The 16,076-nt window shown below is 42.6% G+C and carries 8 protein-coding genes, 2 tRNA genes, 3 rRNA genes and 2 pseudogenes; 8 read left to right on the top strand and 7 right to left on the bottom strand.

The features are described from left to right. Positions 1-185: 185 nt before the first annotated feature. The 5 genes from AACL31_RS00170 to AACL31_RS00150 form a co-directional block, all read right to left on the bottom strand. A tRNA-Asp gene (locus tag AACL31_RS00170) sits at positions 186-262 on the bottom strand. Positions 263-309: 47 nt separating this feature from the next. Continuing rightward, a 5S ribosomal RNA gene (gene rrf / locus AACL31_RS00165) occupies positions 310-425 on the bottom strand. Positions 426-579: 154 nt separating this feature from the next. Continuing rightward, a 23S ribosomal RNA gene (locus tag AACL31_RS00160) occupies positions 580-3,483 on the bottom strand. Between the two features lie 373 nt (positions 3,484-3,856). Beyond that, positions 3,857-3,932: transfer RNA gene (locus AACL31_RS00155), tRNA-Glu, on the bottom strand. Between the two features lie 87 nt (positions 3,933-4,019). Next, positions 4,020-5,563 (bottom strand): 16S ribosomal RNA (locus AACL31_RS00150). Together the 16S, 23S and 5S rRNA genes with 2 tRNA genes alongside form the textbook arrangement of a ribosomal RNA operon. Positions 5,564-6,204: 641 nt before the next feature. Here AACL31_RS00150 and AACL31_RS00145 point away from each other — a divergent pair. The 4 genes and pseudogenes from AACL31_RS00145 to viaA form a co-directional block, all read left to right on the top strand. Further along, positions 6,205-6,978 (top strand): annotated as a pseudogene (locus AACL31_RS00145) (MFS transporter); the annotation flags it as partial. 89 nt (positions 6,979-7,067) lie between these two features. Then, positions 7,068-8,273 carry an IS91 family transposase gene (locus AACL31_RS00140; protein ID WP_339053620.1) on the top strand — a complete coding sequence of 402 codons (1,206 nt, stop codon included), beginning with the start codon at positions 7,068-7,070 and terminating at the stop codon, positions 8,271-8,273. Positions 8,274-8,454: 181 nt separating this feature from the next. After that, positions 8,455-8,700 carry an ATPase RavA domain-containing protein gene (locus AACL31_RS00135; protein WP_310512964.1) on the top strand — a complete coding sequence of 82 codons (246 nt, stop codon included), beginning with the start codon at positions 8,455-8,457 and terminating at the stop codon, positions 8,698-8,700. A gap of 6 nt (positions 8,701-8,706) precedes the next feature. Further along, positions 8,707-10,155 (top strand): annotated as a pseudogene (viaA, locus tag AACL31_RS00130) (ATPase RavA stimulator ViaA). Here viaA and asnA read toward each other — a convergent pair. Continuing rightward, positions 10,156-11,148 (bottom strand): aspartate--ammonia ligase, encoded by a 993-nt coding sequence (gene asnA / locus AACL31_RS00125; RefSeq protein WP_310512961.1) that lies wholly within the window; start codon positions 11,146-11,148, stop codon positions 10,156-10,158. It lies immediately after the preceding pseudogene. A 162-nt stretch (positions 11,149-11,310) separates the two neighbouring features. On the opposite strand from asnA, the gene asnC reads away from it, so the two are divergent. The 4 genes from asnC (at position 11,311) to AACL31_RS00105 (ending at position 14,722) form a co-directional block, all read left to right on the top strand. After that, the gene (asnC, locus tag AACL31_RS00120) at positions 11,311-11,772 is read left to right on the top strand and encodes a transcriptional regulator AsnC (RefSeq protein WP_032115567.1); all 462 of its coding nucleotides are present in this window, start codon (positions 11,311-11,313) and stop codon (positions 11,770-11,772) included. An 85-nt stretch (positions 11,773-11,857) separates the two neighbouring features. After that, complete coding sequence (gene mioC / locus AACL31_RS00115) at positions 11,858-12,313, top strand: FMN-binding protein MioC (protein WP_310512962.1); 456 nt, start codon at positions 11,858-11,860, stop codon at positions 12,311-12,313. Between the two features lie 350 nt (positions 12,314-12,663). Then, a complete protein-coding gene (mnmG, locus tag AACL31_RS00110) occupies positions 12,664-14,577 on the top strand; it encodes a tRNA uridine-5-carboxymethylaminomethyl(34) synthesis enzyme MnmG (RefSeq protein ID WP_310512963.1) in 1,914 nt (637 codons plus the stop codon). Further along, entirely contained in the window at positions 14,555-14,722 is a 168-nt protein-coding gene (locus tag AACL31_RS00105) for an RsmG family class I SAM-dependent methyltransferase (RefSeq protein WP_409013960.1), read from the top strand. The genes mnmG and AACL31_RS00105 overlap by 23 nt, the downstream gene beginning before the upstream one ends. A 146-nt stretch (positions 14,723-14,868) precedes the next feature. On the opposite strand, the gene AACL31_RS00100 is transcribed toward AACL31_RS00105, so the two are convergent. Further along, a complete protein-coding gene (locus AACL31_RS00100) occupies positions 14,869-16,074 on the bottom strand; it encodes an IS91 family transposase (RefSeq protein ID WP_339053442.1) in 1,206 nt (401 codons plus the stop codon). Between the last annotated feature and the right edge of the window lie 2 nt (positions 16,075-16,076).

Here is a 16,076-nt window from a genome sequence, read left to right as displayed (position 1 = left end):
TTATTAATCTATCCAATACATAGATAATAGATAAAACTCATCATTTAGAAGCATAGTTGCATCTTAAAGTTCAAGAAAAATGAAAATAAAACAACTTTATAAAAAATATTTATATATTTGACAAGTTTTTTAATAAACAACAAAAAGCCCTGTGATATCTTCACAGGGCTTACTTTCAATATTATTGGCGGTGCGGACGGGGCTCGAACCCGCGACCCCCGACGTGACAGGCCGGTATTCTAACCAACTGAACTACCGCACCACCCGATTTATTTCACTAATGGTCTTTCCCATTAGCCTTAAATTAAAGTCTGGCAGCTCCCTACTCTCACATGGGGAGACCCCACACTACCATCGGCGCTACGGCATTTCACTTCTGAGTTCGGCATGGGGTCAGGTGGGACCACCGCGCTATTACCGCCAGACAAATTCTTTTCTATTTATCCCGTCTTATTTCGCTGCCTTACAGTCTGCTCACCTACCTCAGTAGCGAACACACCTCGGCCTTCAGCAAAATTCGACCAGATTCAATCTCAAAACAAGCTAAAATTCTCTCTCTCAAAACACCTTCGGTGTTGTCAGGTTAAGCCTCTCGGGTCATTAGTACTGGTTAGCTCAACGTATCGCTACGCTTACACACCCAGCCTATCTACGTCCTCGTCTCGAACACCCCTTATAGGACATTACTGTCAGGGAAGACTCATCTTGAGGCAAGTTTCCCGCTTAGATGCTTTCAGCGGTTATCTCTTCAGCACTTAGCTACCAGGCGATGCCATTGGCATGACAACCTGTACACCAGTGGTGCGTCCACTCCGGTCCTCTCGTACTAGGAGCAGCCCCCCTCAATCTTCCTTCGCCCACGACAGATAGGGACCGAACTGTCTCACGACGTTCTAAACCCAGCTCGCGTACCACTTTAAATGGCGAACAGCCATACCCTTGGGACCTACTTCAGCCCCAGGATGTGATGAGCCGACATCGAGGTGCCAAACACCGCCGTCGATATGAACTCTTGGGCGGTATCAGCCTGTTATCCCCGGAGTACCTTTTATCCGTTGAGCGATGGCCCTTCCATTCAGAACCACCGGATCACTAAGACCTACTTTCGTACCTGCTCGCGCCGTCACGCTCGCAGTCAAGCTGGCTTATGCCTTTGCACTAACCTCACGATGTCCGACCGTGATTAGCCAACCTTCGTGCTCCTCCGTTACGCTTTGGGAGGAGACCGCCCCAGTCAAACTACCCACCAGACACTGTCCTCAGCCCGGATTACGGGCCTAAGTTAGAACATCAAACATTAAAGGGTGGTATTTCAACGTTGGCTCCATGCAGACTGGCGTCCACACTTCAAAGCCTCCCACCTATCCTACACATCAAGGCTCAATGTTCAGTGTCAAGCTATAGTAAAGGTTCACGGGGTCTTTCCGTCTTGCCGCGGGTACACTGCATCTTCACAGCGAGTTCAATTTCACTGAGTCTCGGGTGGAGACAGCCTGGCCATCATTACGCCATTCGTGCAGGTCGGAACTTACCCGACAAGGAATTTCGCTACCTTAGGACCGTTATAGTTACGGCCGCCGTTTACTGGGGCTTCGATCAAGAGCTTCGCCTTACGGCTTACCCCATCAATTAACCTTCCAGCACCGGGCAGGCGTCACACAGTATACGTCCACTTTCGTGTTTGCACAGTGCTGTGTTTTTAATAAACAGTTGCAGCCAGCTGGTATCTTCGACTGGCTTCAGCTCCGGATGCAAGACCCTTCACCTAATGCCAGCGTGCCTTCTCCCGAAGTTACGGCACCATTTTGCCTAGTTCCTTCACTCGAGTTCTCTCAAACGCCTGAGTATTCTCTACCTAACCACCTGTGTCGGTTTGGGGTACGATTAATGATTACCTATCGCTTAGAGGCTTTTCCTGGAAGCTGGGCATCAACTACTTCACCACCTTGGTGGCTCGTCATCACGTCTCAGTGTTGTAGCAGTGCGGATTTGCCTGCACTACCCACCTACTCGCTTAAACCGGGACAACCGTCGCCCGGATAGCCTAGCCTTCTCCGTCCCCCCTTCGCAGTAACCCTTAGTACGGGAATATTAACCCGTTTCCCATCGACTACGCTTTTCAGCCTCGCCTTAGGGGTCGACTTACCCTGCCCCGATTAACGTTGGACAGGAAACCTTGGTCTTTCGGCGAGCGGGTTTTTCACCCGCTTTATCGTTACTTATGTCAACATTCGCACTTCTGATACCTCCAGCAGACCTCTCAGTCCACCTTCTACGGCTTACAGAACGCTCCCCTACCCAACAACATCTAAATGTCGCTGCCGCAGCTTCGGTGCATGGTTTAGCCCCGTTACATCTTCCGCGCAGGCCGACTCGACCAGTGAGCTATTACGCTTTCTTTAAATGATGGCTGCTTCTAAGCCAACATCCTGGCTGTCCAAGCCTTCCCACTTCGTTTCCCACTTAACCATGACTTGGGGACCTTAGCTGGCGGTCTGGGTTGTTTCCCTCTTCACGACGGACGTTAGCACCCGCCGTGTGTCTCCCGTGATAACATTCTTCGGTATTCGTAGTTTGCATCGGGTTGGTAAGTCGGGATGACCCCCTAGCCGAAACAGTGCTCTACCCCCGAAGATGAATTCACGAGGCGCTACCTAAATAGCTTTCGGGGAGAACCAGCTATCTCCCGGTTTGATTGGCCTTTCACCCCCAGCCACAAGTCATCCGCTAATTTTTCAACATTAGTCGGTTCGGTCCTCCAGTTAGTGTTACCCAACCTTCAACCTGCCCATGGCTAGATCACCGGGTTTCGGGTCTATACCCTGCAACTTAACGCCTAGTTAAGACTCGGTTTCCCTACGGCTCCCCTATGCGGTTAACCTTGCTACAGAATATAAGTCGCTGACCCATTATACAAAAGGTACGCAGTCACACCCTTTCGGGTGCTCCCACTGCTTGTACGTACACGATTTCAGGTTCTATTTCACTCCCCTCGCCGGGGTTCTTTTCGCCTTTCCCTCACGGTACTGGTTCACTATCGGTCAGTCAGGAGTATTTAGCCTTGGAGGATGGTCCCCCCATATTCAGACAGGATAACACGTGTCCCGCCCTACTCTTCGAGTTCACAACACTTACCGTTTCAGATACGGGGCTATCACCCTTTATTGCCGGCCTTTCCAGACCCTTCTCCTGCGGTAAATATTGATGTTGACTCTGGGCTGCTCCCCGTTCGCTCGCCGCTACTGCGGGAATCTCGGTTGATTTCTTTTCCTCGGGGTACTGAGATGTTTCAGTTCCCCCGGTTCGCCTCGTTTGACTATGAATTCATCAAACGATAGTGCATTAATGCACTGGGTTTCCCTATTCGGACATCGCCGGCTAGTACGCTTCATATCAGCTTACCGACGCTTTTCGCAGATTAGCACGTCCTTCATCGCCTCTGACTGCCTAGGCATCCACCGTGTACGCTTCATTCGCTTAACCTCACAACCCGAAGGTGTCTTCTACTGTCTTTTTGTTGGGTTATGGCTGCGCGTCCACCAATTCTTTGTTGGGCAGTGCGCGCAATGCTCACGTACTTTAGTACGCTGCGCTTGCTGTGCGCTGGCCGCCTCGAATTGCTGACTGCTCGCTCATAACGCTTCATCATGACAACAAAAACCCAACTGATTGGAGTTTTGAGAGTTCTCCACACTATTTTTTCAATAATGTGTGTTTCAATTTTCAGCTTGTTCCAGATTGTTAAAGAGCATAATTGGTAAACCAACTCACTAAATTGGTTTAATCATTATTGCGTAAAGCACAAACAGTGCACAACACTTAAAGCGTGATGCACCGCCTTTCTAAATCACTAAAGTGGCGTCCCCTAGGGGATTCGAACCCCTGTTACCGCCGTGAAAGGGCGATGTCCTAGGCCTCTAGACGAAGGGGACTTCAAGCTCTTTAGTCAATCTTAGATTGGCTTTACGCGCTATTTCATCAGACAATCTGTGTGAACACTCACATTCCATCTATCTAGGTAAGGAGGTGATCCAACCGCAGGTTCCCCTACGGTTACCTTGTTACGACTTCACCCCAGTCATGAATCACAAAGTGGTAAGCGCCATCCAAAAGGTTAAGCTACCTACTTCTTTTGCAACCCACTCCCATGGTGTGACGGGCGGTGTGTACAAGGCCCGGGAACGTATTCACCGCGACATGCTGATCCGCGATTACTAGCGATTCCGACTTCATGGAGTCGAGTTGCAGACTCCAATCCGGACTTCGACGTACTTTCTGAGTTCCGCTTCCCATCGCTGGCTCGCCTCTCTCTGTATACGCCATTGTAGCACGTGTGTAGCCCTACTCGTAAGGGCCATGATGACTTGACGTCATCCCCACCTTCCTCCGGTTTATCACCGGCAGTCTCCTTTGAGTTCCCGACTCTACTCGCTGGCAACAAAGGATAAGGGTTGCGCTCGTTGCGGGACTTAACCCAACATTTCACAACACGAGCTGACGACAGCCATGCAGCACATGTCTCAGCGCTCCCGAAGGCACTCCTCTATCTCTAAAGGATTCGCTGGATGTCAAGAGTAGGTAAGGTTCTTCGCGTTGCATCGAATTAAACCACATGCTCCACCGCTTGTGCGGGCCCCCGTCAATTCATTTGAGTTTTAACCTTGCGGCCGTACTCCCCAGGCGGTCGATTTAACGCGTTAGCTCCGGAGGCCACAGTTCATGACCACAACCTCCAAATCGACATCGTTTACAGCGTGGACTACCAGGGTATCTAATCCTGTTTGCTCCCCACGCTTTCGCACATGAGCGTCAGTCTTTGTCCTGGGGGCCGCCTTCGCCACCGGTATTCCTCCACATCTCTACGCATTTCACCGCTACACATGGAATTCTACCCCCCTCTACAAGACTCTAGCTAACCAGTCTTGAATGCCATTCCCAGGTTAAGCCCGGGGATTTCACATCCAACTTAATTAACCGCCTGCGTGCCCTTTACGCCCAGTAATTCCGATTAACGCTCGCACCCTCCGTATTACCGCGGCTGCTGGCACGGAGTTAGCCGGTGCTTCTTCTGTCGCTAACGTCAATTGCTAAGGTTATTAACCCTAACACCTTCCTCACGACTGAAAGTACTTTACAACCCGAAGGCCTTCTTCATACACGCGGCATGGCTGCATCAGGCTTGCGCCCATTGTGCAATATTCCCCACTGCTGCCTCCCGTAGGAGTCTGGGCCGTGTCTCAGTCCCAGTGTGGCTGATCATCCTCTCAGACCAGCTAGAGATCGTCGCCTAGGTGAGCCCTTACCCCACCTACTAGCTAATCTCATATGGGTTCATCCGAAGGTGTGAGGCCAGAACGGTCCCCCACTTTGCTCCTTAGAGATTATGCGGTATTAGCCACCGTTTCCAGTGGTTATCCCCCGCCTTCGGCCAGATCCCCATACCTTACTCACCCGTCCGCCGCTCGCCGGCAAGGAAGCAAGCTTCCTTCCGCTGCCGCTCGACTTGCATGTGTTAGGCCTGCCGCCAGCGTTCAATCTGAGCCATGATCAAACTCTTCAATTAAAAGCTTGATGCTCAAAGAATGTTTTACTGACCGTAACGCCCTTTTGTTCAACTCGCTTTGCCGATGTTTGACCACCTTCGCCGCTGCCGACCAAAATAACGTTACTGCATATTAGTTCATATATGAATTAACTGTTTTGTCACTCTTCAAGACTTTAAAATCAAACATTTTTTGATGATGTCTTGCGAGTGCCCACACAGATTGTCTGATTAATTGTTAAAGAGCGTGCGACCCAGGCCGCGAGGTGGCGTATATTACGCTTTTCACCTGTAAAGTCAAGTAGTTATTTCTACTTTTCTTTACCCTGCGTCAAGAAAATTCAATTCAATTGATTCGTTCTATACTGACTCAGTGGAGGCGCATTATAGGCAGTTTTACGCAGCTGGCAAGCAATAATTTGTAAACTTTAGTCGTTTGCTCTTTTTTTCGACAAAAATATCTTATTTATGTTTGAGTGAGCTATGAATCTAAATTTTAAATTTATTCATTAGAATTATTTAGAAACAATTGCCGCGCGCAAAGTTATATAAGTAATGATTCATTAGATATCTGTTAGTGCTATAATTTTCTAAAATAAATAAAAGATAATCTATTTTAAAATCTGATTTATTTCAGTTTACCTTATTTTTTAGGTTATTTAATGTTAAAAACAATACAAAATATGTTTGGCTTACCAGTCATAGCAGCTATGGCCTTTTTTATGCAAAGCCTAGATGCTACTATTTTAAATACTACATTGCCTGAGATAGCTAAAAGTCTTAATCATTCTTCTTTAGCCATGCAATCTGCTGTCATAAGTTATACATTAACTGTTGCTCTGCTTATTCCAGTTAGTGGATGGTTAGCCGATCGCTTTGGTACAAGAAAAATTTTTATATTTGCAGTTAGTCTATTTTCTTTAGGCTCTTTCTTATCTGCAATGTCATTATCTTTGGTTTTTTTAGTTTTTTCTCGCATCATTCAAGGAATATGCGGTGCAATGATGATGCCTGTTGCACGTCTTGCATTATTGAGAGCTTACCCACGCAGTGAATTATTACCTATTTTAAATTTTGTCACTATTCCCGGATTAGTTGGACCTATATTAGGCCCTTTACTTGGTGGTTTTTTAGTAACTTATACCAGTTGGCATTGGATATTTATTATTAATATCCCTATCGGTTTACTTGGTATTTTATATGCACTAAAACATATGCCTGATTTTAAAATGCCTAAACGCGCCTTTGATACTATAGGATTTATTCTCTTTGGTGCTGCAATTGTAATGTTGACGGTGAGTTTAGATTTTTTTAATAACGAAAATTTAACCAATTATGCACCATTAATTATAATTTTAGGCGGCATTTTTTTACTCTTTATTTATGTATTACACGCAAGAAAAATCGCTTATTCAATTATTCCATTAAGTTTATTTAGCAGGACAGTAGCCCGCCTGCGTCGGGAGCTAAGACGCTGTAAGTAAATGGCTGTCCTTAGTAACCGCCTCCCGTTATAATCCGGTGTATGTATATTCCCCGACCCGCAAAACTTCTCTTCCAGATAGATGACGGCTGGAACCGGTTACTCATGAAATACGGCTCTTCCGTTCCCGAATGGACTAAACTGGTCGTCGAACGGATGCTCGCCTGTGGCACCGGTGCTATGGGTATCCGTCGTTATTGCTGCGACTCCCCTGACTGCCCGCACACCAAATATTTCTGTCAGAGCTGCAAAAGCAAAGGCTGCAGCGCCTGCGGGATGAAAGCCACCGAACAGTGGATAGCCGAGCAGCAACACATTTTGCCAGACTGCGAATGGCAGCACATCACTTTCACTATGCCCGATAAACTCTGGCCGGCATTTAATCACAACTGGCCATTACTGAATCAGTTGTTTGCCTGTGCCGCTCGAACCCTGCTGAAATGGGCAGAAAAACTCAATATCGAAATCGGGTTGTTTGTCGCCCTGCATACTTACGGGCGTCAGCTTAACCAACACCCGCATATCCATTTATCGGTGACCCGCGGCGGATTATGCCGCAAACACGACGTCTGGCGACCGGTTTTCTTCAAAAAGAAAGTAGTAGAGCGGTACTGGCGCCGGGCTGTCATCGCGTTACTTCGAGAGAATTACGGCGGGCTGAATTTACCTGCTGCCGGCTATGTGCATATCCGCGACTACCGGGAATGGTGTCAGTTTCTGGAATCACAGTACCAGCGGCGCTGGAAAATTCACTTTGCGAAAAAAACCAAACATGCCCGACAAAATGTCAATTATCTTGACCGTTACCTGAAACGCCCGCCGGTTGCAGCCTCAAAACTGCGTCATTATAACGGCGGCACTGTTGTCCATCATTACTATGATCACCGGACGGGAAAGCACCGCACCCAATATCTGAGCCAGGAAGCAATGTTGTTGCGCTACATCAGCCATATCCCGTCACAGCATTTTAAGATGGTGCGGTATTACGGCTTTCTGGCCAACCGGAAACGGAGTATTTTGCTGCCGAAAGTCTATGCGGCACTGGGTATGCAGGTGAAGAAAAAACCGCATAAACCGGGCTTTGCGTCGCTGATGAAACACTTTACGAATGTGGATCCGTATCAATGCATATTATGTGGGAGCCGGATGATTTTTAACAGCGTACAGGTGGGTATCAGAGCAGAAGTATTACTGGAAATGCGCCGTAAGATAGTCAAAAAGGCGCGAGGGTTACGGAAAACCGCGTAGGGAAGATCTAACTAAATTCAATTTATTATATAAAAAAACCTCTGGTTGACGAAAAGCCAGGTGACTACTTGATGGTGAAACTAGAGATCGGTCATCCGTATCAGCAATTAAGGTCAGAAAAAAAGAAATAATTAACATTCAATTTCCTAACCATCAAGTTAATAGCAAAAATCAATTGCAAGTGCTGGATGCAAGTAGAAAGCCATCAACACTTTATTTATACGAAAAAATAGATGAAAATAAATTAGATAATAAATGGCTGGAAAAGCTCGAACAACTTAATCATTTAATTCAACAGCAAAAATCTTTATTTAGTCATCATCAACCTTGTTTTTTTATTGAAAATCATTGGCTAGCAACTATTGAACAAAGTTTTTTAACTCTAACAGATAAATTATCTCAATTAAGAACGCAGATGATGAGCTAATAATCTATGTTGAATCTCACAACGATTGATATGTTACTCTCCATTAATGAAATGGAGATAATAGAAGAGATTGTATTAACATTACTGGCCACACCTCAATTAGTCATTTTTTTTGAGAAGTACCCTAATCTTAAAAATATATTATTAAGAGATCTTTTAGCATGGAAAAAAAATTTATATCACAAATTGCAAGAGACCTTGGTACCCATTAAATTAACGGAAGAATTTTCACTTTATCAGCAAAATTTAGCCCTTGTTACTACAAAATTTTTTAGCAATCTTCCGATAACTATTGATAAATTAACAGAAATAGATTCTTCTTTTGTGCAAGAAGCGCATTATTTACTGGGAAAAATATCTCATGATCCCGCTGGACAATCTCTATTTATTCAACGCTGGCGCCTTAATCTTATTTTTGAAGTAACAACGTTTAATAAATTATTATTAGAGCAAGAAAAAGAACAGTTATTGGCTGAATTAGAGCAACGATTGAAATTAACTGGAAATTTAACAGAAATATTTAATCAAAATAATCAGTCTGCTGGTAAATTATGGGATATGAGTAAAGGAGCTTTAACCCAATCCTGCAATAATATTCAATTATTAATTCAGTATAGCCATTTTTTACAACAACAACCTGAATTAGAAAAATTAGCAGAACTTTTAGGCAGAAGCAATTCTTTGAAATCTCAACAAAAACAGCAGCAAATATTAGAATCAATAATCTCATTGGAAAAAATCCCTGACCAACTACCCGAGCAAATTAGAGGGATAAACCACGGTAATGATATTTTACGTCTTCTACCTAGTGAATTAGAATTGCTGGGATTAGAAGAACTCGAATTTGAATTTTATCGCAAATTAGTTGAAAAACAGTTACTTACCTACAGATTATAAGGCGATAATTGGCAGCAACGAAAAATATTACGTCCAACGGTCAAACATCACGATAAACAACAACCAAAAGGGCCATTTATTGTATGTATAGACACTTCAGGTTCAATGGGAAAATTTAATGAAAATTGTGCTAAAGCTTTCTGCCTCGCTTTAATGAAAATAGCCATGAGTGACAACCGTCAGTGTCACATTATTCTATTTTCAATGGAAGTTATTGATTATGATTTATTAAGCAATGATGGATTAGAGCAATTAATGCAATTTCTTAATCAAACATTTAGTGGGGGAACCGATTTGGCTGCCTGTTTAAATAAATGTTTAGAAAAAATGCAACAACAGCAATGGAAAGATTCAGATGTGGTTGTGATTTCAGATTTTATTGCTCAACGATTACCTGATAATTTAGTAAAAAGAATAAAAGTTCATCAAACGCAACAGCATCGTTTTCACGCTGTTACATTATCTAAATATGGAAAACCCGGTATCCTAAATATTTTCGATTATATCTGGCACTTTGATACCGGGCTAAAAAGTCGATTATTACGCTATTGGAACTAATTACAACATATCCGCAATAACTACATGGCTTTCCGGCGACCATACACTACATTGAACTTGGCCAATATGCTTTTTCTGAAGTAATAACATCACTAAACGAGATTGTCCAATCCCACCACCTATTGTTTGTGGCATTTGATCTTTTACTAATGCTTGATGCCATTCAAAAGACATTCTATCTTCATCACCGGTGATTGCTAATTGGTTTGTAAGCGCTTCTGTATCAACACGGATGCCCATAGAAGAAATTTCAAATGCATCCTGCAATATAGGGTTCCAAACAATAATATCACCATTTAAACCGGTATAACCCTCACTGTTAGGTGTTGTCCAATCATCATAATCAGGAGCACGTACATCGTGAGCAAGGCCATGCGATAGTTTTCCTCCAATACCAATAAGAAAAACTGCACCTAATTCTTTAGCTATTTCACGTTCTCTTCCTTTAGCATCAAGATCAGTGTAGCGTTGTAATAATTCTTCACTATGAACAAAATGAATTTGCTCAGGTAAAAATGGTGCTAAACCACATTCTGTACTAACCGCTTTTTCTGTTTCTTTTATTGCTTGATAAATTTTAATGACCGTCTGTTTTAAATAATCAAGAGAGCGCTCATCCTTAAGCATTACTTTTTCCCAATCCCACTGATCTACAAATACAGAATGAATAGGTGTCAGACGATCTTCATCAGGACGCAATGCTTTCATATGGGTATAAAGCCCTTGTCCGGGTTTAAAATCAAAACGACCTAACGTTTTACGTTTCCATTTAGCCAATGAATGTACAACTTCAAAAACAGAATCTGGCATCGATTTTACTTTGACTTGTACTGCTTTTTCATGGCCTGACAGGTTATCTTGAATCCCATCACCGAGACGACTTAAGATAGGTGCTTGAACTTCAATTAAAGCTAATTCTTTTTCTAATAAACGCGAAAAATAAGATTTAACAAAACTAATTTGTTGTTGTTTTTCGATGAATGACTTTTCCATTTTTTTTACCCCATAATCTGTAGCATTATTTGCTTTGTTATATAGATTAAGCAATAAAACTGATCATAAATTCAATATACTTAATAAAAAAAGTCATTATGATTTATAATATTCAAAATAAAGCCTTTAAAAATAAATAATCGTTAAAAATGGTGTTTTAAAATGGTTGAAAATTATCAAATCGATAATCTGGATCGTGACATACTTAATGAATTACTGAGAAATGCACGGATCCCCTACGCTGAAATAGCTAAAAAATTTGCCGTAAGTCCTGGTACGATACATGTCCGAGTCGAAAAAATGAAACAAGCTGGGATTATTGTAGGGACACGTGTAGATATTAATGTGAAGCAACTAGGTTTTGATGTCTGTTGCTTTATTGGCATTATTTTAAAAAGCGCGAAAGACTACCATACTGCGCTGAAAAAACTTGATGAATTAGACGAGGTGGTCGAAGTTTACTATACAACTGGACAATACAGTATATTTATCAAGGTAATGTGTCGATCCATTGATGCGTTACAAGACGTACTTATTAATAAGATACAGACAATTGATGAGATCCAATCTACTGAAACCTTGATATCTTTACAAAATCCAATAATGCGTACTATCAATCCATAAAAATGGAATAACCATATTATCCACAGGTAGATCCCAACTCATTCACAGCATACAATAGGCATTGTTTTAAATAATGGGGTTCATAATGACAAAAGTAACATTGATTACAGGTAGCACTATGGGCAGCGCTGAATATGTTGCTGAGCATATCGCTGAAATATTGGAGAAATATGGCTTTGACACTGAAGTCACATACGGCCCATCGTTAAAAGAGCTACCAACAAAAGGTATTTGGTTAATTGTATGCTCTACCCATGGAGCAGGTGATTTGCCTGAAAATATACAACCTCTAGCAAAAGAGATCAGCGAAGAAAAACCTGATCTTAGCCAGATTAATTATGGTGCGATTGGGATAGGTAGCAAAGAATATGATACTTTTTGTGGTGCAATCCATAAATTAGATCAACTGCTAAAGGATCATAATGCGAAACGCGTTGGAGAAACATTGGAGATTGATATTTTAGAACATGAAGTGCCAGAAGATCTTGCAGAAATTTGGATCGAAAAGTGGAAAGATAAAATTATCGATTTGGATAAATAAAAGCAAAATAAATGTGGATAACTTTGCGAAAAAGCAGGGAATAACCCGTAGTTATCCATAGAATAAGCTTGAATGCCAAACTTTGTTGTGGATAACTAGCCATGTTAATCCCAGCTTATACGGAGTAAAATCACTTATCATTCACAGCTAAAGATCATAAACAAGATAATGATCTTCTTATGGTATTTGCACTTATCCACAGAAGATCGCGATCCTAATAAAAGATCTAATAAAGAGATCTTTAAATAAAAAGATCTTATTTATATTAGGCAAGGATCATATAACTTGCCTCTTAGCAAAACTCGAGTAAAATTCACTTACCAAGTCATATTTAATACTAAGGTTTATACATGTTTTACCCAGAACAATTTGATGTCATTATTATTGGTGGAGGCCACGCTGGTACTGAAGCAGCTATGGCTGCTGCTCGTATGGGACGTCAAACTTTACTTCTAACCCATAATATTGATACGTTGGGCCAAATGTCATGCAATCCAGCTATCGGTGGAATAGGTAAAGGACATCTGGTTAAAGAAATTGATGCCTTAGGTGGCATTATGGCTATTGCCACAGATAATGCAGGGATCCAATTTAGAACACTTAATGCAAGTAAAGGCCCAGCAGTACAAGCAACCAGAGCTCAAACCGATCGAGTACTTTATAAGCAAGCGATTAGGACTGCGCTAGAAAATCAAAATAACTTAATGATCTTTCAACAAGCTGTTGAAGACCTGATCGTAAAAAACGATCAGGTTATTGGCGTGATAACCAAAATGGGATTAAAATTTCACGCAAAGTCTGTCGTACTGACCGTAGGTACCTTTCTTGACGGTAAAATTCACATAGGATTAGAAAATTATAGTGGTGGTAGGGCTGGTGATCCTCCTGCTATTAGCCTATCACATAGATTAAGAGAACTACCTTTACGAGTAGATCGACTTAAAACAGGTACACCTCCTAGAATTGACGCAAGAACTATCGATTTTTCCCAATTAGCACCACAATTTGGTGATGATTCCACCCCTGTTTTCTCTTTTGTCGGATCAGCTGAACAACATCCTCAACAATTACCTTGCTACATCACTTATACGAATGAAAAAACTCACCAAGTGATCCGCGATAATTTAGATCTTAGTCCTATGTATGCAGGAATTATTGAAGGAATAGGTCCCCGCTACTGTCCTTCTATTGAAGATAAAATTATGCGGTTTGCAGATCGTTCTGCACATCAAATCTTCCTTGAACCAGAAGGGCTAACCAGTAATGAAATTTATCCTAATGGAATTTCTACTAGTTTACCTTTTGATGTACAAATGCAAATTATACATTCGATGAAAGGTCTAGAAAATGCGCGTATTATTCGACCCGGATATGCGATTGAATACGATTTCTTTGATCCCCGAGATTTAAAGCCAACTTTAGAAAGCAAATTTATCAAAGGGCTATTTTTTGCAGGTCAGATTAATGGAACAACTGGTTATGAAGAAGCAGCAGCTCAAGGTCTACTAGCTGGGCTTAACGCAGCTCGTTATGCTTTTGAACAAGAGGGATGGTTCCCTCGTCGTGATCAAGCCTACATTGGTGTTTTAGTTGATGATCTTTGTACCTTAGGCACTAAAGAACCCTATCGAATGTTTACTTCACGAGCAGAATATCGCCTTATGCTACGTGAAGACAACGCTGATCTTCGTTTAACCGAAAAAGGGTACGAACTTGGTTTAATCGATGAAAGCCGTTGGCAAAAATTTTGTCATAAAGTTGAATTAATTGAACAAGAACGTCAAAGGTTACGTAACCTTTGGTTACATCCTAATTCAGATAAAATTAGTGATCTTAATGAAATATTAACTGTTCCGCTTTCAAAAGAAGCGAACGGCGAAGATTTACTTCGCCGCCCAGAAATGAGTTATAAATTACTTACTTCGTTAAACTATTTTTCACCTGCAATTGATGATCCTCAAGTAACAAGTCAAGTTGAAATTCAAGTAAAGTATGAAGGTTATATTACTCGTCAACAAGAAGAAATAGAGAGACAGCTCCGTAATGAATATACTGCTTTACCGACCAATTTAGATTACATGCAAATAACCGGTCTTTCTAATGAGGTTATTGCAAAGCTTAATGATCATAAACCTAGTTCTATTGGCCAAGCATCGCGTATATCAGGTATTACGCCAGCCGCAATATCAATATTATTAGTCTGGTTAAAAAAACAAGGTTTATTACGTCGGAGTGCTTTAAATGAGCTTAATAACCTATTTTAAAACTTTATTAGATAAAACAGATATTATTTTGACCGATCAACAAATACAACAGCTAATTGTCTATATTGAGTTATTAAATAAATGGAATAAAACATATAATTTAACATCAGTTAGATCACCAGAACAAATGGTTGTTCATGGTTAGGAAATTGAATGTTAATTATTTCTTTTTTTCTGACCTTAATTGCTGATACGGATGACCGATCTCTAGTTTCACCATCAAGTAGTCGCCTGGCTTTTCGTCAACCAGAGGTTTTTTTATACAATAAATTGAATTTAGTTAGATCTTCCCTACGCGGTTTTCCGTAACCATCGCGCCTTTTTGACTATCTTACGGCGCATTTCCAGTAATACTTCTGCTCTGATACCCACCTGTACGCTGTTAAAAATCATCCGGCTCCCACATAATATGCATTGATACGGATCCACATTCGTAAAGTGTTTCATCAGCGACGCAAAGCCCGGTTTATGCGGTTTTTTCTTCACCTGCATACCCAGTGCCGCATAGACTTTCGGCAGCAAAATCCCCCGTTTCCGGTTGGCCAGAAAGCCGTAATACCGCACCATCTTAAAATGCTGTGACGGGATATGGCTGATGTAGCGCAACAACATTGCTTCCTGGCTCAGATATTGGGTGCGGTGCTTTCCCGTCCGGTGATCATAGTAATGATGGACAACAGTGCCGCCGTTATAATGACGCAGTTTTGAGGCTGCAACCGGCGGGCGTTTCAGGTAACGGCCAAGATAATTGACATTTTGTCGGGCATGTTTGGTTTTTTTCGCAAAGTGAATTTTCCAGCGCCGCTGGTACTGTGATTCCAGAAACTGACACCATTCCCGGTAGTCGCGGATATGCACATAGCCGGCAGCAGGTAAATTCAGCCCGCCGTAATTCTCTCGAAGTAACGCGATGACAGCCCGGCGCCAGTACCGCTCTACTACTTTCTTTTTGAAGAAAACCGGTCGCCAGACGTCGTGTTTGCGGCATAATCCGCCGCGGGTCACCGATAAATGGATATGCGGGTGTTGGTTAAGCTGACGCCCGTAAGTATGTAGGGCGACAAACAACCCGATTTCGATATTGAGTTTTTCTGCCCATTTCAGCAGGGTTCGAGCGGCACAGGCAAACAACTGATTCAGTAATGGCCAGTTGTGATTAAATGCCGGCCAGAGTTTATCGGGCATAGTGAAAGTGATGTGCTGCCATTCGCAGTCTGGCAAAATGTGTTGCTGCTCGGCTATCCACTGTTCGGTGGCTTTCATCCCGCAGGCGCTGCAGCCTTTGCTTTTGCAGCTCTGACAGAAATATTTGGTGTGCGGGCAGTCAGGGGAGTCGCAGCAATAACGACGGATACCCATAGCACCGGTGCCACAGGCGAGCATCCGTTCGACGACCAGTTTAGTCCATTCGGGAACGGAAGAGCCGTATTTCATGAGTAACCGGTTCCAGCCGTCATCTATCTGGAAGAGAAGTTTTGCGGGTCGGGGAATATACATAC

It is taken from the genome of Arsenophonus endosymbiont of Crataerina pallida (assembly GCF_964020125.1).
In the GTDB taxonomy this organism is placed as follows: domain Bacteria; phylum Pseudomonadota; class Gammaproteobacteria; order Enterobacterales; family Enterobacteriaceae; genus Arsenophonus; species Arsenophonus nilaparvatae.
This window is presented reverse-complemented; position numbering and strand designations above follow the sequence as displayed.

What these genes read in the sequence shown, in the direction of transcription:
- AACL31_RS00140 (WP_339053620.1), top strand. Translation starts at nt 7,068, where the DNA reads ATGTATATTCCCCGACCCGCAAAACTTCTCTTCCAGATAGATGACGGC.
- asnA (WP_310512961.1), bottom strand. Translation starts at nt 11,148, where the DNA reads ATGGAAAAGTCATTCATCGAAAAACAACAACAAATTAGTTTTGTTAAA.
- asnC (WP_032115567.1), top strand. Translation starts at nt 11,311, where the DNA reads ATGGTTGAAAATTATCAAATCGATAATCTGGATCGTGACATACTTAAT.
- mioC (WP_310512962.1), top strand. Translation starts at nt 11,858, where the DNA reads ATGACAAAAGTAACATTGATTACAGGTAGCACTATGGGCAGCGCTGAA.
- mnmG (WP_310512963.1), top strand. Translation starts at nt 12,664, where the DNA reads ATGTTTTACCCAGAACAATTTGATGTCATTATTATTGGTGGAGGCCAC.
- AACL31_RS00105 (WP_409013960.1), top strand. Translation starts at nt 14,555, where the DNA reads ATGAGCTTAATAACCTATTTTAAAACTTTATTAGATAAAACAGATATT.
- AACL31_RS00100 (WP_339053442.1), bottom strand. Translation starts at nt 16,074, where the DNA reads ATGTATATTCCCCGACCCGCAAAACTTCTCTTCCAGATAGATGACGGC.